Annotated in this window: 17 protein-coding genes and 3 pseudogenes; 5 read left to right on the top strand and 15 right to left on the bottom strand. The window is 36.9% G+C overall.

The features are described 5' to 3' along the window. Positions 1–118: 118 nt before the first annotated feature. The 4 genes and pseudogenes from ACM6HU_RS01385 to ACM6HU_RS01370 all read right to left on the bottom strand — a co-directional run. Positions 119–1,954: a beta-glucoside-specific PTS transporter subunit IIABC gene (locus ACM6HU_RS01385; protein ID WP_275857894.1), complete on the bottom strand. Its 1,836-nt coding sequence runs from the start codon at positions 1,952–1,954 to the stop codon at positions 119–121. Between the two features lie 441 nt (positions 1,955–2,395). Next, on the bottom strand, positions 2,396–3,229 hold the full coding sequence (licT, locus tag ACM6HU_RS01380) for a BglG family transcription antiterminator LicT (RefSeq protein ID WP_275857895.1): 834 nt from the start codon (positions 3,227–3,229) through the stop codon (positions 2,396–2,398). Positions 3,230–3,534: 305 nt separating this feature from the next. Next, positions 3,535–4,095, bottom strand: a complete 561-nt coding sequence (locus ACM6HU_RS01375; protein ID WP_275857896.1) for a GNAT family N-acetyltransferase — start codon at positions 4,093–4,095, stop codon at positions 3,535–3,537. 281 nt (positions 4,096–4,376) lie between these two features. Then, positions 4,377–4,628, bottom strand: a pseudogene (locus ACM6HU_RS01370) (hypothetical protein); the annotation flags it as partial. Positions 4,629–4,932: 304 nt separating this feature from the next. Between ACM6HU_RS01370 and ACM6HU_RS01365 the strand changes: the two are divergent. Continuing rightward, positions 4,933–5,712, top strand: a complete 780-nt coding sequence (locus tag ACM6HU_RS01365) for a DUF817 domain-containing protein (protein ID WP_414847962.1) — start codon at positions 4,933–4,935, stop codon at positions 5,710–5,712. Between the two features lie 138 nt (positions 5,713–5,850). Here ACM6HU_RS01365 and ACM6HU_RS01360 read toward each other — a convergent pair whose 3' ends face one another. Further along, entirely contained in the window at positions 5,851–6,750 is a 900-nt protein-coding gene (locus ACM6HU_RS01360) for a LysR family transcriptional regulator (protein WP_016115557.1), read from the bottom strand. Positions 6,751–6,887: 137 nt separating this feature from the next. Between ACM6HU_RS01360 and ACM6HU_RS01355 the strand changes: the two genes are divergently transcribed. Next, a complete protein-coding gene (locus ACM6HU_RS01355) occupies positions 6,888–7,853 on the top strand; it encodes a quinone oxidoreductase family protein (protein WP_016115558.1) in 966 nt (321 codons plus the stop codon). Positions 7,854–7,922: 69 nt separating this feature from the next. On the opposite strand, the gene ACM6HU_RS01350 is transcribed toward ACM6HU_RS01355, so the two are convergent. Both ACM6HU_RS01350 and ACM6HU_RS01345 read right to left on the bottom strand, forming a co-directional pair. Continuing rightward, positions 7,923–8,450 (bottom strand): GNAT family N-acetyltransferase, encoded by a 528-nt coding sequence (locus ACM6HU_RS01350; RefSeq protein WP_016115559.1) that lies wholly within the window; start codon positions 8,448–8,450, stop codon positions 7,923–7,925. Between the two features lie 6 nt (positions 8,451–8,456). Further along, a complete protein-coding gene (locus ACM6HU_RS01345) occupies positions 8,457–10,358 on the bottom strand; it encodes an endonuclease MutS2 (RefSeq protein WP_414847961.1) in 1,902 nt (633 codons plus the stop codon). 593 nt (positions 10,359–10,951) lie between these two features. Here ACM6HU_RS01345 and ACM6HU_RS01340 point away from each other — a divergent pair. Continuing rightward, the gene (locus ACM6HU_RS01340; protein ID WP_414847960.1) at positions 10,952–11,743 is read left to right on the top strand and encodes an arylamine N-acetyltransferase family protein; all 792 of its coding nucleotides are present in this window, start codon (positions 10,952–10,954) and stop codon (positions 11,741–11,743) included. A gap of 59 nt (positions 11,744–11,802) precedes the next feature. Here the strand turns inward: ACM6HU_RS01340 and ACM6HU_RS01335 are convergent. From ACM6HU_RS01335 to ACM6HU_RS01300, 8 genes and pseudogenes are all read right to left on the bottom strand, one after another. Continuing rightward, positions 11,803–11,937 (bottom strand): annotated as a pseudogene (locus tag ACM6HU_RS01335) (N-acetylmuramoyl-L-alanine amidase); the annotation flags it as partial. 53 nt (positions 11,938–11,990) lie between these two features. Further along, positions 11,991–13,610, bottom strand: coding sequence for an amidohydrolase (locus tag ACM6HU_RS01330; RefSeq protein WP_414847959.1), 1,620 nt, complete (start codon positions 13,608–13,610; stop codon positions 11,991–11,993). Positions 13,611–13,717: 107 nt separating this feature from the next. Further along, positions 13,718–15,073 carry an aspartate aminotransferase family protein gene (locus ACM6HU_RS01325; protein WP_275857899.1) on the bottom strand — a complete coding sequence of 452 codons (1,356 nt, stop codon included), beginning with the start codon at positions 15,071–15,073 and terminating at the stop codon, positions 13,718–13,720. Between the two features lie 30 nt (positions 15,074–15,103). Next, complete coding sequence (locus tag ACM6HU_RS01320) at positions 15,104–16,147, bottom strand: aldehyde dehydrogenase family protein (protein ID WP_414847958.1); 1,044 nt, start codon at positions 16,145–16,147, stop codon at positions 15,104–15,106. 254 nt (positions 16,148–16,401) lie between these two features. Then, entirely contained in the window at positions 16,402–16,683 is a 282-nt protein-coding gene (locus ACM6HU_RS01315) for a cupin domain-containing protein (RefSeq protein WP_016115567.1), read from the bottom strand. A gap of 45 nt (positions 16,684–16,728) precedes the next feature. Next, complete coding sequence (locus tag ACM6HU_RS01310) at positions 16,729–18,147, bottom strand: MATE family efflux transporter (protein WP_275857901.1); 1,419 nt, start codon at positions 18,145–18,147, stop codon at positions 16,729–16,731. A gap of 45 nt (positions 18,148–18,192) precedes the next feature. Further along, the gene (locus ACM6HU_RS01305; protein WP_275857913.1) at positions 18,193–19,665 is read right to left on the bottom strand and encodes an aldehyde dehydrogenase family protein; all 1,473 of its coding nucleotides are present in this window, start codon (positions 19,663–19,665) and stop codon (positions 18,193–18,195) included. Between the two features lie 13 nt (positions 19,666–19,678). Next, positions 19,679–20,965, bottom strand: a complete 1,287-nt coding sequence (locus ACM6HU_RS01300; RefSeq protein ID WP_275857902.1) for an NAD(P)/FAD-dependent oxidoreductase — start codon at positions 20,963–20,965, stop codon at positions 19,679–19,681. Between the two features lie 188 nt (positions 20,966–21,153). On the opposite strand from ACM6HU_RS01300, the gene ACM6HU_RS01295 reads away from it, so the two are divergent. Both ACM6HU_RS01295 and ACM6HU_RS01290 read left to right on the top strand, forming a co-directional pair. After that, complete coding sequence (locus tag ACM6HU_RS01295) at positions 21,154–22,386, top strand: MerR family transcriptional regulator (protein WP_088094257.1); 1,233 nt, start codon at positions 21,154–21,156, stop codon at positions 22,384–22,386. Between the two features lie 161 nt (positions 22,387–22,547). Continuing rightward, positions 22,548–22,799: pseudogene (locus ACM6HU_RS01290) on the top strand (DDE-type integrase/transposase/recombinase); the annotation flags it as partial. Positions 22,800–22,835: the final 36 nt, after the last annotated feature.

Raw genomic sequence — 22,835 nt, 5'->3', positions numbered from 1 at the left:
CCTTTTATACGTTTCAATATTTCACAAATATGATGTTCACTATGATAAGCATTACCTTCTCGAACATTTCAATGTCCTAAACCATGTCTACCTAACAAATATAGAAAGTAAGGTAAGCCTAAATAATAAGCGTCAATATTTCTTCTTTTTCTTTAACTATACCTTTCTTCATTTCTACAATGCTTAAATAATTACTTGTATTTGTAATAATAATAGGCGTTGTAACCTGGTAACCAGCTTCTTTAATTTTTTCAATCTCAAAATCAACCAATAGATCGCCTTGTTTCACTTGATCCCCTTGTTTTATACGTGATGAAAAATATTTCCCTTCAAGCTGAACCGTATCAATTCCTATATGGATTAATATTTCCGCACCTTCATTTGATATAATCCCAATTGCATGTCCTGTTGGAAATACAGTTGACACTACACCGCTAACAGGTGAAACAACTTGTCCAATTGTTGGCTCAATTGCAATACCTTTTCCCATTGCTTCTGATGAAAATACTTGATCATTTACTTCTGATAATGGCTTAATTTCTCCTACTAGCGGGCTCACAAGGATCTCTTTTTTTACAAGTGATTTATCTTTTTCCTCTTTATGACCTGATACTGCATTTTGCTTTTTGTCTTCAAATCCAAACATCATTGTAAGAAGTGCCGCAATCCCAAATGCCACCGCTATCACTATTACATAAAGTAGCATTGGTGAGAATGCTGGAGTCGTTAACAAACTCGGGAATCCAAAAGATTTTTGTTGTACTCCTAAGAAACCACTTATTGCTCCCCCAATAGCTCCAGCAGCGATGACGTAAGGAATGGTACGTTTATAACGCATTAACAATCCGTAAATAATTGGTTCTGTCACACCTGCCAATAAACCTGGTAGTAAAGTAGATCCAGCAAATGTCTTCACTTTCTTATCTTTTACTCTCAAGAAAATACCAAGTGCTACTCCCATTTGAGCAAACGGTGCAGCAGCCGCCATAGCAATAATTGGGTCACCACCTGCAGCAAGGTTTGCCATTATAATAGGTACAATTCCCCAGTGAAGACCTAAAATTGTTAGGAACGTCCAAGCAGCTCCCATCACAGCTCCTGTTATTATGCCACTCTTTGTGCTCAAGAAGCCAATTACAGCACCAATCCCATCTCCTACATATACACCAAAAGGTCCGAAAGCGATTACAGTTAATGGAACGATAATTACTAAAGATAACATTGGCACTAAGAACATTTGTAAATCTTTATGAATGATCTTCTTCAATAACTTTTCTAAAACAGCATAAATGCTAACAGCTATGAAGACTGGAAACACTGTAGATGAATAATTCATGAGTACAACCGGAATACCTAAAAAGTCAGAAACATCTCCAGCCTGCTTTAATAACCCTGTAAAGTTTGGCTCAAGCAACGCAGCACCAATCGTACCACCTACATAAGGGTTAGCACCTAACTTTGTTGCAAGCGTGATCCCAAGAAAAATAGGTAGAAAATAAAATACTGCATTCCCAGCTGCTGATAAAATGTGATACGTTCCACTCTTTTCTGATAGCCATCCTAACATAACAAGTACGGTTAACACTGCTTTTAGCATACCTGCTCCAGCAAGTGCCCCTAATAGTGGGGTAAAGCTACGTGAAATCACATCAAAAATTCTCGTTGCAATCGTTCCCTTTTCTTCCTCTGATGACTGAGAAGATGTTCCTAAATCTCCTAGTTTGACAATGTCTTTGTAAACATCAGCAACTTCACTTCCAATTACCACCTGGAATTGTCCACCAGTTTCAACAACACTCAATACCCCATCCAAATTTTCAATCGCTGATTTATCAGCCTGTTTACTATCCTTTAGTTTAAATCGTAATCTCGTTGCACAATGCACAAGGTTCGAGACATTTTTTTCTCCGCCAACTAGTCTAAGTACATCTTTTGCCAAATTGTTATTACTCATGATTTTTCACTCCCTCTGTTCCTTAAAATTTCCTAATTACTTTGTCACCTTAGGACACTACTAAAAAGCGCGTGTAAAATCGCAGTAAAAAGAAAAAACCTGAATTAATGCTTTGAAATGGAACATAAAATTCCAATCACAAAGTATTAATCCAGGTTTTGCCTGCTTAGCCAGTAACAATCCTGCAACATTACTTTTATATTCATTTTTTGACTCACTATCCTACATCACACTTTTTTTGCATAAAAAAACCTAAATCACTATAGCACAAGATGATATTCATCCTATCCTTTAGCAATTTAGGTTTTGCCTGCTTAATCAGTAACAATCCTAAGTACATTATTTAATTTATGCTTAAAAATTAACATAGATTCGATTCAATGTCAACGCTTTCTTTTTATCTCAAATACTATTTACGAATATAAAAATAGTACCTCTCCGTTATTTCCTGTTCACTACCCGTTGAATATGAATCGTTAAGTAAAGCATTTCTTCACTAGTTAATTCACGTGTATATTGTTTCTTTATATACTCATTTATTTTTTCTGTACATTCGTATGCCTCTATATGCTTATTCTTAACAGCCTCAAATAAAAAATCATCTTTGCTTTCCACATATGTGTCGCTAAACAACCTTTGTGCAAAAAACTTTAAATGAGTTACAAAACGATAATAATTTAAAGACTCTTCATCAAAACTTATTTTAAAGTGATATTTAACGATATTCAGTATATCTTGCATTACCTTCGTTATATTAACGATGTTTGGCATTTCTTCATTTAATTCTGCATTCACAATGTGCATGGCTATAAATCCAGCCTCATCTTCAGGTAGGATGATTCCAAGCTTATTTTCCATTTTATTCAAAGCTTCTTTACCAATTGAAAATTCATCTTTATAAAGTCTTTTGATTTCCCAAAGTAACGCATTTTTTATATCTAGACCCTTCTTATTTCTTTCAATTGCGAAATGAATATGATCTGTAAGAGAAACATATATACTATCATTTAACTCTCTTCCAAATTTTGTTTTCGCATAACTAATTATCTCTTCCGAAACTTCCATATATTCTATCGGAATTTCATATAAGAGTGTTTTAAATTTGTCTGAGACATCCTTATTTTTCAGTTCAAACACTTTCTCAATTCTTTCCTCATCAACTTCATCACCTGGTCTTTTCTGAAAAGCAATGCCCCTTCCCATTATAACTAATTCTACACTTTGATCGTTGAAAACACTTACAACATTGTTATTTATTACTTTAGCTATTTTCATATTGATCACCTTTAACTGATTTAGTATTCAAAATGAATGGTGTATGGTTTTGCCCGAATTACCAGTAACAATCCTGTCCATACATTATATCCAGTTAAATGTTAACATTCAAAAAAATAGATAGCAACCGCTTTCTTAAAATGGTTTTCGTATAAAAGCAAACTGTCCACAAATAGTCACATAAAATGAAACTTTAATCCCACCTCAGCAATCGGGTTTTACGAGCAGTTCACCTCCAAACTAACTCCTTTGCTTTCGCCGAACTTTGAGGCGGAAGTGTTACTGCCCGCAAATAGAGGGATAAATTAACTTAACATAGCTATCCATTCATTTCGCAATATCCCCATTATGATGCGATCAAAGCTCTTCCCATCTCGCTGAACAGCTTCTCTCATACATCCCTCCACCTTAAATCCAACCTTTTTATATACTTCAATTGCCGATTTATTATATGAAATAACATCGAGACCTACACGATGTAAGTTTAATTCGTAAAAAGCATATTTCAGAATAAGGCGTAATCCTTCCGTACCATATCCCTTACCTCTATAATTTTTATCACCTATACCAATTGCTAGCAAGCCAGCTCTATTATTCCACTCTATGCTATGAAGTGCCACAAAGCCAATTAAACTATCACCTTGAATCGTTCTTAGCATAAAAGAAACACTATTTGACTTTCTCCCTATTAATAGCTCATTTTCCTTTATTTCATGTGAAGATTGTAGAATCGCTATATCCGTATCTACATTTCTTAAATATTCACTGTCCTCTTGCCAAATGGCCATTTGTTCAACATCTTCAGCTCTAATTGCTGATAACTTAATATTTTCGCCTAAAAAAAGATTATTCAATTTCGTGTTCATTTCAAAAATCCCCCTTTTCAATTATGGGGATAGCTCTGTAGTTTATCAGGACTATCTATCCCCTTGTTCCATAGTCTTCAGTAATGATGGGATATTTACAATAAGCGATAACATTGGCACAGCTCCTTTTTATATGATTACATTCATTATAGAATCTTCTATTTATTCAAACAATATTTATTTTAAATACCTTTTTATACTACTAATAAGAAAAGACTCTCCAAATTGAAGAGTCTTTTCTTATATACCTACATCTATAGGAACACTTTTCTTAAAATTCGTTATTTCGTAAACATTTTTTCCGCTTCATCCATTGCCATTTTATTTCCTAAAGCAGAATAATCAAGCCACGGTTGGTCATGAATAATATATACATGCTTCCCTTTAACTGCTTTTAAATCTTTCCAAATTGATGTGTCTTGTAATTGTTTAAAAGCTTCTTTCGCTTTATCATCTCTATTTACAACAACGAAGATTGCATCTGCATCAAAATCAGGTAATACTTCTTGTGAAATGATTTCGAAAGGACGATTTTTAACAGCATGTACTGAAGAACTATGTAACATGTTTCATTTCATCCTCTATATTCAATTGTTTTTTAGAATCACTTCTAATTTATAATTATAATTGATAATAATTATCATTTTCATTTAGTATTATAGCTTTACTTTTTTTGAAATGGCAATCTAATTTTTTCAGGATGAAACTTAAAAGTGAGCACATATATTTATCTGAATCTACAACATTATAAGAGTTTTCCTTTTTACGAAAATTATAGTATAGTGATTTATTATCAAAATTCCATATAAAACATGCCGTCATGCGAAAGGAGAAACTATGTTTTATCTCAAGCAACTTCTCTTCTTTACTTACCAACAAGCTTTATCTTGTATTTTCCCTGTCGTTATTTTTATAACACTCGCTCTTTCAAAAATCATAACGATTCCAGGACTTTATCGTTATGATTTTATCCTTATCGTATGCCTTCTTATGCAATACATCATGTACAAAACAGGTATGGAAACAAAAGATGAACTGAAAGTAATTGCTGTTTTTCATCTTATCGGACTCCTACTAGAAATCTATAAAGTTCATTTTGGTTCATGGAGCTATCCTGAAGAAGCATATTCAAAAATTTTTGATGTCCCGCTTTATAGTGGGTTTATGTATGCAAGTGTGGCTAGTTATATATGCCAAGCATGGAGAAGATTGCATTTACAAATGCATAGATGGCCTAAGGAAATATGGACTATACCACTAGGAGCCATGATTTATTTTAATTTTTTTACACACCATTTTCTATATGACTTTCGCTGGGCTTTAACTGCTCTTTTATTTATTGTCTTCTTTCGTACGTTTGTTCAATTTTCTTTGCAAGAAGTTACATATAAAATGCCGCTCATACTCTCGTTTTTCCTCATCGGATTTTTCATTTGGATTGCTGAAAACATCGCTACTTTCTTTGGAGCGTGGCAATATCCAAATCAGCGAGAAACATGGAGCCTTGTTCATATCGGAAAAATTAGTTCATGGTTTTTACTCGTTGTAATAAGTATTATGATTGTGGCACAACTTAAAATTTTTAAAGATAACAAAAACAAGCCAACTTCCATATAAAAAGTTGGCTTGTTACGTTTTACTTTCCTATAGAAAAATGCTAATTATTCATACCAAAGCGTCTCAGCATAATTACAGGCTTATATCGTGTCCTTTTATTCCACAGTCTTCAGCAAATATTTCTCCATTCAATAAACTTTACTTACCTACTCGAACAAATGACGCTTTTGTTACATCTATAAATTGCTGTAATGGTGCTGTAATCCACTTATCTTTATGCCAAGCAATCTGTGTAAAGATAGGATCAATCGTATTCTCCATAGTCAACTCTCCGATTGTTCCTTCTTGTATCTCTTTTTCTACTACCATCGCTGGTAAAATCGCTATACCCAGTCCTGCAATGACACATTGTTTAATTGCTTCCACACTAACAAACTCGATTTTATTTATAGGATATACACCTTCTGCACGAAATAACTCTTCAAATATAGTTCGATATGAACAGCCAAGTTCTGTTAATAAAAGCGTTTCACTTTCTAAATCCTTTGTAGAAATTATAGGATTCTTAAGTAAAGGATGGTTAGGACAAACAACTATTTTTAATTCTTCTTGAATCAAGGACTCTACATGTAAAACATCTTCTATTTTACACGTATCTAAAATAAAGGCTAAATCTAACTTCCCTTCCATCAGTTGCTCTTTTACAGCTTCATTTGAATGAGCAGGTTTGAATATAAGTCTTATTTGCGGGAATTTTGTCTTAAATTCCTTTAAAATTGAAGGAAGCCTATATGTACATTGACTTTCTTGCGCGCCAATCACTAGTGTACCAGATGATTTTTCCTGATCTTGTACAACCATTTTCGCTTCATAACTTAACGCTATCATCTTATTCGCATATAGTTGAAACTTCCGTCCTGCTTCAGTCAAAAAAAGGCGTTTTCCTAATCGTTCGAACAATGCTGTTCCTAGCTCCGCTTCCAATGCTTTTATTTGCGCCGTCACACTTGATTGAGCAAAATTCAATATTTTCGCAGTCTGCGTAAAATTCAAATTTTCCGCTGCTGTTTTAAATGTGATTAATTGTTTTATCTCCAAGACACTTCCCTCCCTCTAATCGATATTTTCGATTGATTCTATCTGAATAATCCCCTTTTCCTATTGATATATGTATTGTATGATAAGAACCATTAACAAACAATATTGACACATGCTACAAATTGGAGGTATTTCATATGAAAGCACTTTGTTTCGACGAATTCGGAAATGCTGATGTATTAAAATATCGAGAAGTTTCAGACCCAACTATAAAACCGAATGAGATTCTTGTCCGCACAAAAGCGATTGGCTTAAATTTTGCTGATATATATAGACGAAGAGGTGACTATCATCTTGCCGGTAAACCACCTTATATACTAGGATATGAAGGTTCAGGAATTGTAGAGCAAATTGGTGCTGAAGTTACCGATGTTACTATCGGAGACCGCATTGCATTTGCTGATGTACCATTCGCAAATGCAGAGTTAGTAGCTGTTCCAAAAGAAAAAGCGATTCCACTCCCAAACTCTATTTCCTTTGAGACAGCGTCTTCCGTTTTATTACAAGGGTTAACAGCGCATTACTTAACACAAGACAGCTATAAAGTAAAAGCTGGTGATTTTGTTTTAGTTCACGCGGCTGCTGGAGGAGTTGGTCAACTTCTCATTCAAATGATAAAAATGAGAGATGCGCAAGTAATTGGCCTTACTTCATCTAAAGAAAAAGCAGAAGCAGCCTATTCAGCTGGAGCGGACCGTGTATTTTTATATTCAGAATCATGGCATGAAGAAATACTACAAATCACAAAAGGACATGGTGTAGATGTTGTATACGAATCAATAGGTTCTACATTAGAAGAAAGCTTTAAAGCCACAAAAATCGGTGGTACCGTCGTATTTTACGGAATGGCCGGTGGTGATCCTGCTCCTGTTGATCCGCGAATGCTGATGGATACTTCAAAAACTTTAACTGGCGGAGATCTTTGGAACGTACTCACAACGTATGAAGAACGCAAAAACCGTTCAAGCCAACTATTTGATTGGATTACTGCTGGAAAATTAAACATCCAAACTCCAACAACTTTCTCTTTAGAAAACGGTGCTGAAGCACATCGATTATTGGAGAGTCGAAAAAGTACTGGAAAAATTTTATTGATACCATGATAATTCCCACTTAAAAATCAGAATAAAAAAGATAGCTAGAAGGTTTCTTCTAACTATCTTTTTTCCGTTCTATTCAGAAAAAGCTTCCGAATATTGCACTATTCCTTGTATATTTTGAAGAGCATTCTCCGTTAATTCCATTGCCATAAACACCTCGTCTGGCACCTCAAATGGCGCACATATATTCCATATGCTAGCTGGTTTAAAACCGAATTTCGGATAATAATCTTTATGCCCCAGCACAATTACAGAATGATACCCAAGCTCTTTTGCTTTTCTTAATACATTAGAAATCAACAGACTTCCAATTCCCTTTTTCTGATAGTCTGGTGCAGCAGATACTGGAGCAAGAGCTAACGACTCTACAGATGTATCACCATCTACTATTTTAACTTTAGATAATAGAACGTGACCAACAACTTCCTTATCTACCGCCACTAATGATAACTCTGGAATAAACGCATCACATTTTCTGATACGATTTACAAGTTCGTGCTCTTTCTGATCGCTAAATGCTTCATTTAAAAATGCTTGTTTTACAACCTCTTCTGCCCCGTTATAATCTTTCTCAAGTTCTTGTCTAATCTTTATATTCACAGCATCTTATCCTCTATTCTTTCTTATTTCTTTTTGAATTTTTCGCAGCGCTTTTTTCGATCCCCGCTCTATGTCATGCTGCATTTTCCGTTCTTTATAATCCACAAACAATGTGTCTAAATCATACCCTTCTGGATATAATTCCTTTGCCTGTACTTCTAAAGAAATTCGCTTAACGTTTACTTCAATGAATTGGGCATTATAAAACACAACGATATTGAAAAAATTGTCTTTTTCTTTATATACAATTCCAAAGTCATCATAGTCTAATAATTTCACACGGTCCCCTTTTTTATATTCATCCTTCTCTTCTGCTTTCTCTTTGACAATCTTAGGCTTTCTCAGTCTACTTTCATTCACTCGCTCTAAGCGGTACTCTTTATTTTCCATATAGCCTTTCGCTCTTTGCAGTACGTTTTCTCGCACGTTCATTTTTCTAGAAATCCATAGCGCATTACTCTCTCCTGATTTCCCTATCATTAACTTATACATTGGTTCCAATGTTTCACTATTAAATTGCATCGCCGCATTCATAAAGTCACTGTGCATTTCGGAAAAGCGTTTAATTTCACCATAATGAGTAGTTGCAACAGTCGTACAACCCATATAATAAAATTCTTCTAAAATAGAAATTGCAATTGCCGCTCCTTCATTCGGTTCCGTACCGCTGCCTATTTCATCAAATAGTAGAAGCGTATTATTATTTGATACTCTCATGATTTCTGAAAGGTTTTTCATATGAGATGAAAATGTACTTAGCGCATTTTCTATACTTTGATTATCGCCAATGTCTACAAAGATATTTTCAAAAACAGCAATTTCCGTTTCCTTGTCTCCAGCGATGTGCAATCCTGACATTGTCGCCAATGTTAATAATCCAATTGTTTTCAAAACAATCGTTTTCCCTCCAGCATTTGGCCCTGTAATAATTAAGCTTCGGTAATTTCGGCCAATTTCAAAGTGAAGTGGTACAACTTCACCTGCTAATAATGGGTGTTTGCAATGAACTAACTTTACATACCCATAATCATTTAATTTCGGCTCTATCCCGCCAATATGTTTACTAAATTTCGCTTTTGCAAACACCATATCATATTGACTAATCAGCTCCATATTAATCTTAATGTTATAAATGTCCTCTAAGATCATTCCAGATAAAGTGGCTAATATTTGATATTCTTCCATCGCTTCTTCAGCTTTTAAACTTGCTAGTTCCACGTTTAATTTTGTAACTGTATTTGGCTCTATAAAAACAGTAGAGCCTTTAGAAGAAACTTCAACAATTGTTCCAGCAACTTGATTTTTATAGGAAGCTTTCACTGGAATCGTATATCGATCGTCTTTTTTACTAATGAAGAACTCTTGAATATATTTCTTATTTGCACTACTATTTAAAAATTTGCTTAAACGTTCCTTAATTTTCCCCTCTAAAGAGTCGATATTATTTCGTATTCGTTTTAATTCTTTGCTTGCAGCAGAATCAATACTATTTCCTTTAATTGAAAAATCAATTTCTTCTTCCACACTTTTGAATTCAGACATTGAATTCGCATATGATGCTAGTACTGGTGCAAAAAATTCTTTATCCAGCATAAACTTTTTAACCTTTCGACACCCTCGTAAAAAGTCTGATACACTAACTAGCTCGGTTGGATCTAAAATCATTCCCTTTTCCAATTTTTGAATGGTACTATCGATATTAGAAATTCCGAAAAAAGGAACATGCCCTTCTGCATCCAATATCGCTCGTGCTTCCGTTGTTTCATTCAAACGATTTTTCACTACTTTTATACTTGTACTTGGCTCCAATTTATTTAACAACTGTTTTCCTAATCCACTTACGCAATATGATTTAACTATTTCCTTTAACTCATTATATTGCAACTTTTCAAAAGTCATTTTATTCAATTTCTATTCTCCTCACTATGGTTTACTCACATCATAAATGAAGATACCTACCTATTAGATTTCAATGAGATTTAAATAAATATGATTTTCATGTGATAAAAATAAACACAAAAAAGCTGCGGAGATACCGCAGCTTTTTACATTTACAAGGCCTGTGCAATATATAAGGAAATAAAACCATCTCAAAAAAACATATGGCTATTCCATAATCATTACACGCTTTATAAAGTATTGTAGGTATCTTCATAGGTTATTTGAAATAAATCCATGACAAAGTTAGGGGTTAGAAGTATATAAAAATCCCCTGTTCTCATTAGATTTATTTCATTCAATTTTTTCCTATTTAGAACCTACCGCACTCACAAAAAGCACCTCTCATTAATTTACAATTATGTTCATTGAAATCTAATTTATTGAAATTATCATACTATATGTTACGACAGAAGTAAAGGTCCCATACTTTACAATATTCTTCTTATTATACTTTAGTCGTAAGTATATATATGGATTGTTTATTCAACGTATTAGGGATGTTTTCTTATTCAACATTCAATACAATTATATATAAGTAAAATGGATAAGGAGCGATTTACATGACAGAACTACAAAAGCAATTCTTTTCCAGATTAAATATACAAGAAAGAGAGTCCATTTCATTTGAAGATTTAAACGAAATCCTTCATGCAATGGCTCAAGCAGTTCCATTTGAAAATTTGGATATTATTCAAGGAACAGTGAAAGAAATATCAAAAGAACATCTCCAAGAAAAAATCTTAGTTCATAATCGCGGTGGTCTTTGCTATGAATTGAATCCAACGATGTATTACTTCCTTAAAGATTGCGGTTTCGCTGTTCATTTAGTATCAGGGACGGTTTATAATGCCGCTTCTGCTACTTGGGCTGTTGATTCAGGACATGTGGCAACCGTTTTAAAACATAATGATGAACTTTATTTAATTGAAGTCGGTTTCGGTTCATACCTGCCCCTTTCACCCGTTCCTTTCTCAGGGGCAGCTGTTCACTCTGTTACCGGAGACTATCGCATCCGAAAAGAAACAACTGCAAAAGGAAACTATATTTTAGAGATGAAAAAGAATAATGAATTTCTAGATGTTGCTTCATCTGAAGAATGGACATTAGGCTATGCATTTTATATTGAAGAAGTTGATGAAAGAAAATTAAATGACGCTCAAAAGATAATTGTAGAACATAAAGACTCTCCTTTTAATAAAGTTCCTCTTATTGTAAAACTAACTTCTGACGGGCATGCTTCTTTAACAAAAGATAGTTTTACAGTAACAAAGCAAGGGAAAAAGAGTAAAGAAGAGATTACAAAACAACAATATTCAGACCTATTGCACGCAACATTTGGTATAAAATTATAGTTTACAAATTGAAAAGCCTTGTCGTTTTTGGCAAGGCTTTTGATCGTACAACAGAGATTCTTTGCATATACATGTGCTTCGTTTGCAGTTACATAATACGTTGCACCTTTGCTGTTGCGTACTTTGTATTGCGGTGAACCATCCATCATAATCTTCGCATCGATTGTAAATCCTAATCCTGCATCTACAGTTCCAACAAACACCACGTAACATTACAAGGGTTACGTGGTATGCAAACTATAATATATTAAATTTTTACTGATTGTTCTTCTTGATAGATAATTTCACCATCAATAATAGTTGTTTCTACTTTTAAATCTTTAATTTGGTTTGGGTTGACACTTAAAATACTGTCATTTAGTATAACTAAATCCGCCAACTTTCCGACCTCTATGCTTCCTTTTATCTCTTCTTCAAAACTCGCATAAGCGCCATTCCAGGTGTATAGTTTAATAGCTTCCATTACGCTTATAGATTGATTAGCACCAAACTCCATTCCAGACTGGCTTTTTCTATTGACAGCAACATGAATTCCTAATAAAGGATTATAGTCAGTAACTGGCGCGTCCGATCCACCTGCTGCCATGATGCCACGATCAATAAAATCACGAACAGCGTACATGTGATTAACACGATCACCATAGTGTTGGACATATATCTCTCCGAATTCATATGGAAATGGAGGATTTGGAATAGGAATCACCTCGAGTTTTTTCATTCTCTCTTGTAAATCTGGTGAAGAAATTCCCGCGTGCTCAATCCGATGACGGTGGTTTTTTCTTGGTGATTCCTCCAACGCCTTTTCTACACAATTTAAATACATTTCAATGGCTTTATCACCTTGTGCATGTACAGTGATTTGATAGCCTTTTTTATGTGCTTCACCTAGAACTTGGTAGATTTCTTCCTCACTATAATAAAGAATACCATAATTGTTAGAGTCACTGGAGTACGACTCACGGGTTGCAATTGTAGGCCCGGTGCTACTTCCATCTGTAAACAATTTAGCTGGTCCAACTTTGAATCTCTCATCTCCGGTACCAGTTACCACACCAGCTTCGACCATTTTATTAACAAATTCATGGGAGTTATTTAACTGACATATCATTGCATATATTCGGACACGAATATCCTTACTCTTCACAGCTTGTTGCAGTAAACGGTAACTCTCAGGGCCATGTCCACCTGCCTCATGTATACTTGTTATGCCCGCTGCAACGAAATGATCTGATGCAATTTTCACAGCCTTCATCAGTTCACTTTCTGTATAACTTGCAACCTCGCTCATCTCCATATTTGCTGCTTCAATTAACTTTCCTGTAAGCCTTCCTGCCTGATTCTTTTCAATAACTCCCCCATTAGAATCCGGTGTGTTCTCGTTAATTTGCGCAATTTCTAAAGCTTTGCTATTCACCACGCTTATATGGCTGCAAGTGCGGGATACAATAATGGGGTGTTCAACTGAAATTTCATCCAGCTCAGCGATTGTTGGATAACGCTTTTCCTTCACAGCGGTTTCATTAAAGCCCCAGGCACGTATCCATTCACCTTTAGGAGTTTCTAAGGCTTTCTTTTTCAGGTCATCTAACAAAGCCTCGATAGAATCGATATGTTCAGCTTTACAACTTACCGCCAACTGATTCAGCCCATGAGAAATGAGGTGAATATGAGAATCAATGAATCCAGGAAGAAGCGTTTTTCCTTGCAGGTCAATTACATCCGTTTTTTCTCCTATAAAACTCTTAACCTCCTGATTTGAACCAACAACTGCAATACGATTATCTTTTATTGCTACAGCTTCGACTACTGTATTCTTTTGGTCTACTGTAATAACTTCTCCATTTATCAATACAACATCAGCTTTCATAAACTCAGCCCTTTCGGAATTACTCTTTTAGAGTGATTCGTTTAGTATTTAAAGCTATATCTCTCAATATGCTATTCTGCTTTTTAACAAGATTTATTTATAATTAGTTAAAGTTGAGATAAACATTCTTTTATTGTTTTAACAATAAAAGTAAAGTCTTCTTCTGTGATGCTTAATGGAGGAGCAAGCTGCAAAATATTATTGTAACCTGCAACAGTGTCACCATTTTTACCAATAATTAGACCTTTTTCTTTACAAGCATTGATGACTTTGTTCACCTTTTCAATGGCAGCCGGTTCTTTCATTTGCTTATCTTCCACTAGTTCAATACCTAAAAGAAGGCCTTTTCCGCGAATATCTCCTACGTTTGGATGCTCTTTTACATCCTCTAGTTCATATAACAGTCGTTCACCCAATTCTTGAGAACGTTCAATGAGTTTCTCATTCTCCATAATTTCTAAATTCTTCAAAGCCAAGGCACAAGCAGCAGGATTTCCTCCGAACGTATTCACATGGCGGAAGCGATCATAATCTTCACTGCCTATGTATGCCTCATAAATCTCTCGTCTGACTGCTGTTGCTGACAAAGGAAGATACGCACTTGTAATACCTTTTGCCATTGTAATGATATCTGGTTTGACGCCATAGTTCATAAACCCAAACGGCTTCCCTGTCCGGCCAAATCCACATATAACTTCATCACAAATGAGCAACGCACCGTGCTTCTCGCAAATTTCTTTTACTTTTGCCATATATCCATCAGGAGGCATTAAAATTCCGCCCCCTGTAATAATCGGCTCCATAATCACGCCGGCTACTGTTTGGCTTAACTCCCATGTCATGACACGATCGATTTCATCAGCACTTGCCAGTGTATGAACATCATCTGGATTGCGATACGTATCAGGCGGTGCTACATGCAGAAATCCTTGCCCCAATGGTTCATATTTGTACTTTCGTTGCGCTTGACCTGTTGCTGCAAGAGCCCCCATTGAATTACCGTGGTAAGCGCGATAGCGTGAAATAAACTTATAGCGTCCATGATCACCTTTTTGCTGATGATATTGACGAGCAATTTTAAACGCTGTTTCATTCGCTTCCGATCCACTGTTAGAAAAGAAAATGACGTATTCGTCACCAAGCCATTCATTCAATTTTTCTGCTAATTTAATGGCAGGAACATGACTTTGTGTCAGAGGGAAGTACGGCATTTCTTCAAGCTGTTCAAAAGCCGCTCTTGCAAGCTCTTTTCGACCATACCCAACATTCACGCACCAAAGACCGGACATACCGTCTAAATAACGGTTTCCATCAATATCCGTCACCCATGCCCCTTCTGCTTTTGTGATAATTAAATTCGTTGGACTAGGGGCTGCTCCTCTCATTGCATGCCAAAGGTACTTTTCATCTGCTTTTTGCAAATTTTGTGTTTGTTCTGTCGTTTGCACAATCACCAACTCCATTCTATCCTTTTATGATTTTACATCGCTCTTTCAATAACGAGCCGTAAGCATTTTCTTGCGAGTATAGAATTCTACGCCATCTTTTCCATTTGCATGGAGATCACCATAGAAGGATTTCTTATAACCTGAGAATGGGAAGAATGCCATTGGAGCAGGAACTCCAAGATTGACTCCAAGCATACCTGCATCAATTTCTTCACGGAATTCACGAATGGCTTTAGCGCTATTGGTGTACAGGCATGCACCATTTGCGAATGGCGATGCATTAGCAACATTAATCGCTTCCGTCAAGTCTTTTACGCGTACAACAGAAAGAACCGGTGCGAAGATTTCATCCTGCCAGATTTTCATTTCCTGTGTCACATTGTCAAAAATCGTTGGGCCAACAAAATAACCTTGGCCGTTTGCTGCATCGTCTTCACGTCCTTCACGAATAAGTGTCGCTCCCTGCTCTACACCGGATTGAATGTAGACGAGTGTCCGCTCTTTATGTCCTTCACGAATAACGGGACCAAGGAAAACACCTTCTTCCAGGCCATTGCCAATAGTAATAACATTAGCCTCTTGAAGCAGTCTATTAACGAGCTCATCTGCAACGTCTTCTTCCACGACAACAACAGCCGCTGCCATGCATCGTTCACCGGCTGAACCGAAGGCAGCATTTGTAATTTCCTTCGCTGCAGAACTAAGGTCCGCATCTTTTAATACGATCGAATGATTTTTTGCCCCTGCAAGAGCTTGTACACGTTTGCCGTTAGCTGCTGCTGTTATATATATATACTCAGCCACAGGTTGAGAACCAACGAAAGATACAGCCTTCACATCCTCATTGTCAAGAATGCCATTAACGACGTCATGTGCACCATGCACAACATTTAGTACTCCATCTGGAAGACCTGCTTCTTTAGCAGTTGCTACAGCTCTATCTAAATCTTCTTTAGTCGAAAGCGGTACACGAGCAATGATCTCTCCTGTTGCTGGATTTGGTACATCTTCAATCTGTTTACTTGTGGATTCGATCCATTGTCCGCCAATATAATTTTTCAACGTTTGTACATTTTTCGTTACTATCATAGTGAAACCTCCTATTTTAAGATAACCGTCCTATATATTTATTGCACCCGGAAAAGAAAGCGTATTCATATGACGGTATGTAAACTTATTTGCATAAATTTCACTACATTTCGTCAACATTACTTGAGAGAACAATGTCGGCTTTTTGGTTCATTAGGCTTTATCTCCATTCCGCTTTACTATTCTGAATTTCTTAGCCATTAAATACGCAGGAGCAGTCATCTGCTTAGCATTTGCCCACTTCCCATTTCACATTATTTCAGATTGATCTCATGGTTCATTTTATAATTCTTTTTCAAAAATACTGGACAATCCCATTCACAGACAAGGTCCTTAGCCAAGGAAACGACCCAATCCTTTGTAATATGATATTTTTCTCTATCAACAGTAATAAACACTTCACCGTCTGTCACATAGAAAACTTCCTGCTCTTCTACATGCCACGTTCCTTTATTCGGTTCACCTACCCACGCTTCCCAAGTATCAACACCTAATTGCTGTGCTTCTTCTGCTGTAAGTTTTTTCGCAAAAAACATGATAATCATCTCTCTTTCTTACAGGTAATTTTAAAGAAATAGGTTCTATAAGCGTACTGTCTTAACATTCGGATCTTTTAAACGTTTGAACTCTTTTTTCATAAAGTACATAGCAATGAGAACGCCTGGAATTTCTGCAGCAGGAGTTGCGTACCATATACCTTCTACCCCCCAGAATTTCGGGAAAATAAATAGAAACGGGAACGAGAACAACAGCATTTTGCTAACATTAATAAACGTTGCGGTCCAGTTTCTCTCTTGAGATTCGAAATAACCGGAGATAAGCAAGCTGACTGCATTAAGCGTAAACAAAGAATTGAATACAACTGTTGTCCAAATACCCAGTTTCTGCAATTCAGGATTACCACCGGAAAAAAATGACACAATTGGATCTGCAAAAATGATTAGCATAGCTGTCACAATCACAAAGAAGGCAACCGTAAAAATGAGTCCCACCTTAATTGCTTGTTTAACACGATCAAGGTTGCCCGCACCGTAATTATAACTAATGATCGGTTGAAGTCCTGTCATCCCACCGAGCGCTGCTAAGGCAAGCAGATTTGTAATGTAACCGTTTTGAATCGTGAAAGCGGCAACGTGCACCCCACCACCGTAGCTTAGCAGTAAGTTGTTGAAGAAAATAATTGCAATAAACATCATGAACTGACTCGAGAAAGATGCAAAGCCCGTCCACACCACTTCACCGATCGTCTTGAGATTAATCATCATATCTTTCATTTTTGGCTTAAGTTTTGTTTTACCAAACCAGAAATAAAAGATTAGGAGAACAGGGATCGATTGCGAAATCGTATTGGCCCATGAGGAACCCATCATCCCCATGTCATACTTCGTTACCATAATCCATTCTGTAATCCCCGCAACAACTGCTGCGACTAACCAACTGTTCATTGATAATACAGGTTTTTCATCGATATTGGTTAAAATACTTAATACAACGGCCAATATCGTTAATGGCAATGAAACCCATAGCAAACGGCTATATTGTACCGCGTACGGAAGCGCTTCATCACTTGCTCCGAATAAGGTCATAATATTATTTTCAAAGACCACTCCAAGTACAGCTAACAAAATGGAGAGGAAAAGAGTAAACCATAAAGTTTGTCCCATAATACCTCTAGCTTCTTCGGTCTTTCCTTTTCCAAGTCGAAGTGAAATGACCGCTCCGGCTCCCACACCCAAAAGAACGCCAAGCATACGGGTAATAACCATGACCGTAAATCCAATTCCGATCCCTTCGACTTCCAGCTCCTGAAAGCCACTGACGAAATACCCATCGACAACCGCTACAATTCCTAGAATCACGTTAGCCATAATTCCTGCCAAAGCAAACCGTAAATATAGTAACGGAATACTTTTGGTTCCCAGCACTGAATCATGCGCCGGCTTATTCATTACTTCTAGTTGCTCTATCTTTGATGACGGACGGTTGTCTACTATTTTCATGAGCATGTCCCCTTATAAATAATTTATATAGCAAGTTAAGCTCAATTAATTCGCATACCAACCTACAGGCTGGGCATGCTGGTGGATATTGATTTGCTTCGTTTCCATAAAGTGCTCCAGCCCAACAGCACCTAACGCTCTGCCGATTCCACTTTGCTTATATCCTCCCCAAGGACCTTCAACATAAGCGAGATGATAACTATTAATCCAAGTAATTCCCGCACGCAATTTACTAATGACACGTTTTGCTCGATCCATATCTTCAGTAAATACAGCACCTGCCAATCCATAAATGGAATCATTCGCTTTTTGGATGGCATCTTCCTCATCTTTAAATTTCTGTACAACAAGGACTGGACCAAAAATCTCTTCCTTAACAATACGCATATTCGCATTTACATCAGCAAAGATCGTTGGCGCAATAAAAAATCCTCGATCAAGCCCATTTTCTGTTAAGCGCTTACCACCACAAACTAATTTTGCACCTTCTTCGATTCCGCTCTTGATGTAATGTAAAACTTCATTCATATGAAGCTCGTTTGTGAGGGCTCCCATTTCAATGTTCTCGCTTTCCCCGTTGCCAACTACAATTTTGCTTGCACACTCGGCCAATCTTTCAACAAACTTATCGTAAATGGTCTCTTGTACAAGCAAACGAGATGCAGCTGAACAAACTTGCCCAGCATTGTGGAAAATACCAAACATCGCATTCTCGACTGCAGTTTCAAAATCCACATCGTCGAACACAATAAGTGGAGATTTACCACCCAGTTCAAGTGTGATTTTTTTCATATTGCCCGCAGCTGCGCGCATAATGCTTTGACCTGTTTTTGTTCCACCGGTAAAGGCAATTTTGTCAACATCATGGCTCTCGGCAAGCTCATTCCCAACCTTTGAGCCAGGTCCCAATACCAAGTTTGCCACTCCGTCCGGAAGTCCAACCTCTTCGATAATTTCAAATAATTTGAATACGCTTACAGGAGTGACATCAGCAGGCTTAATTACAATTGTATTCCCTGCGGCGAGTGCAGGAGCAATTTGCCAAACAGCTAACATAAGCGGGAAGTTCCAAGGTACAATCAGTCCACAAACACCAATCGGTTCATGAATAATAATTGTTTCCGAAGAATCAGCACGAGTGTAAGATTCCTTTTTCATACCTTTGATCAAGTCAGCATAATAGCGGAAGCATTGAATCGATACCGGAATATCCACATAAGTGGTTGCACGAATAACCTTACCGTTATTTGCAGTTTCCAAACGTGCAATTTCAGCTGCCTTCTCTTCAAGACGGTCTGCAATTTTATAGAGATAGTCAGCTCTTTCATCAGCCGATAAATCCGACCAGATCCCGCTGTCAAACGCTTTACGAGCCGCCTTGATTGCTATCTTCGCATCGTCTGCTGATCCATAAGCAGACGTTGCGATCACCTCTCCGGTTGCAGGATTGATAATGTTTCGTCTAGCACCGGATAACGCTTCTACCCATTTCCCGTCAATGAACATGTTAATTTTCATAAACAACTCTCCTTTATGCAATAATATCTAACAGTTTGAAACCAATATGTGCTAGATTGACCAGCATCGTTTTCTGATTATAGAACGGGAATGATTTGAGGCGTTCCTTTTCAAATCGATATCCACCTGCACTTCCCGTAACGATCCATTGTGCCAATAACTTACCAAACAATGTCGAGAGAGACGCACCGTGGCCCGTATAACCCGTTGCGAAGTATGCGCCTTCTTTGGATCTGCCGATAACCGGGAACGTATCAATTGTAACCCCGATAAATCCACCCCAACGGAAATCAATCTTGCTTCCTGCTAGTTTTGGCATTATTTTAACCATGGCATCGTAAACACTTTGATAAACAGTATCGCCTAAGTTTGGACGAACATCGCCACCGCCAAATACGATCCGATTATCTGATGTACGTCGGAAATAGTAAAGGAAACTGCTTGTATCAAAAACCATACGATCCTTAGGAATGACGGTACTCACCAGTGATTCTGGAAGCTGTTCAGTAGCAATAATACGTGCCGAAATTGGCAGTACGCCTTTGTTCAGTTCATTCATGATTTTTCCAGAGTAACCATCTGTAGCCACAATAATGTCTTTCGCAGTAACAGCACCTTTTTCTGTTACAACTTTCACACTGTTTCGACCGTACTCAATAGATAGTGCTTTCGAATGCTCAAAGATTTTTGCACCGATCGATTTAGCTGCTTCTCCCAAACCAATTGCATAGTTCAGTGGCTGGAACGAGTAACTCGAGTTGTCGACTAAGCAGCCATAATAATGTGGAGAATCGATCTCTTGATGCAACTGACTTCGATCAAGCACGCTTGATTCGTACCCGAAATTTTTGTTTAAGTATTCGCTTTCATGTTTCAATCCTTCAAAATGCTTGGCTTTGTAAGCCGCCACAATGTGACCTGTCTTTCTAAAGTTACAGTTGATTTGATGCTCGTCGATGATGTTTTTAACCAGTTCAACACTAAACAGGGAGAGATCGTTAAGCTGTCTCGCCTCGTCGGCACTATACTTTTTGGCAAGCTCCTGCATCGTTGGCTTATAGCCTGGCAATACCATCCCGCCGTTACGACCACTTGCACCATATCCGATTGTTTCTTGCTCAAGGACAATGACACTCTTCCCTAATTTTTGCAAATGATATGCAGAAGAAAGACCTGTGAAACCTGCGCCAATAATGACAACATCCGCCTCTTCATTTCCTTCAAGAAGTTTTCCTTTTTCATAGCTGTTTGCAGTCGCTGTCCACAGTGAGAGAGTATCCATTCGATCCATCTTATCCATAGCTAATTCTTCTCCTTTTATGACATGTATGTTACAATACAGTCAAAAATTATTCATAATATTCACACTTCTTAGATCCATCATATGACTTGGAGTTTCCTCCAAGTCAATAGCCATTTGAGAGTTTTTTGAATTCATTTTTGTGAAAAAAGTGGAGTAACTCCACTTTTTTCATTGGGAGGGCATCTATGAAAATTGGTACATTTGCAAAGCTTTTTCATGTTACGACTGATACCGTTCGTTATTACATTGAACTGGGATTATTAATACCAGACAAAAAAAACACCCAGTATCAAATGAACCAATTGTGTCTCGACGACATGGCTTTTATTACTGAGCTGAAAAAATTTCATTTTTCACTGCTAGAAATTCAACAAATTTTATCGTATCAGCGTGTCACAAACTTCTCGGACCATGAAGATATCGACTACTACAACAACTTACTCATTGATAAAAAGAACCAGCTGACCAAGAAAAAAGAAGACATATCAAAAGCTATCCAATTGATTGAAAAAGCGGTTCAAACCAGCTCGCCTTCATCCAAAGAAGAGAATCTTACAGGGATCCCGCTTTCCTTTGTAAATCTGCTCTATTGTCCGAAGTGCCACATTCCACTTGAAATGAAAGATGTAACGATTAAAAAAGTCTACATTCAAACGGGGAGTTTAACTTGTACTTGTGGATACGAGGCAGCTATCGAGGAAGGTATTATCATTACCGCGAACTTGTACGAGACGTCTCCTTATCCATCTTATTTTTACGATAAAGAAACGATTAAAGAGATCAATCCCAAAATGATTAACTTATTTGAAAAAAGTAATTTTTGGTTTCAAAAAGTTCTACAAAATGTAGATTTGAAAAACAAATTAATCGTGGAAACAAACGTTGACGCTTTTGTGTCACTACCCAAATATATCGATGTTCTTGAAACGACCGCATCCTATGTATTCAGTGGCTATTCGCTCGCGATGCTCAAGAAGGTTAGAAAAAGAATTGAGCGTATGAATCCGAAGCCAAACGTCCTTTATATTTTGAATTCTGATTTAAATCTGCCATTGAAACCGCTTAGCATCGATATTTTTGTGGATAGTTTTACAGCAACTGATTTTTCACTGCTCAATCCGCAGTTCCCAATTCATGTTTTAAAAAACTATTTCCATAGCAGTTCAACAATTGTCGGCGGGTACTCCTATTATGATAGCTCGGCCAAATCCTTGAAAAATATTTCAGCCTTATATCCAAATTCCCACGAACATATTTTATATCCAAAATACTTAGAAGAAAATTTATCAGTCAACGGATTTCAAATCACGCAAAGTGAAAATATCGGTTACTGTACAGATCCAGGACCTTATTTTGATTATCATGTAATAGACGAAAAATTTCACATGCTAATGTATTTGGCTAGTACGAAAAAATAGCACACAAAAAGAGGCTGTCCGAAAAGTAGGCTAGTTCACGGATGAGACAGCTCCCTTGTAGCTAAAATCATGGTTAATCCGAAAAATGGTAGCGCAAGCATAAGCACCCGCGCTACCATTTTCGATTTGATCTATTTGCTATTACTTAAGCAAATTATGAGCAAGTGAAATATTTCAATAACATAGTGGAACAAGATCATCGGTTTATTAAAAAGCGAGTTCATTCGATGTTAGGATTGAAATCCTTTCGCACAGCTACATCCATTATTTCTGGAATAGAAGCTATGCATATGGTGAAAAAAGGACAACTTGTTTTACTGGACAAGTCTGTCCAAAATCAAGTTGAAGAATGCAGCGGAATGAAGAATTTAAAAAATATTGATTTACCAGATCAAATTTCATTTATTATTTAAATTTGATAAAGATAGATTGCGAGTACAACAGAATAA

Source organism: Bacillus sp. IT-79MI2, from assembly GCF_949768135.1.
Classification (GTDB): Bacteria; Bacillota; Bacilli; order Bacillales; family Bacillaceae_G; genus Bacillus_A; species Bacillus_A pseudomycoides.
Note: the sequence above shows the minus strand (reverse complement) of the source record. Positions and strands in the feature narration are given on the sequence as shown.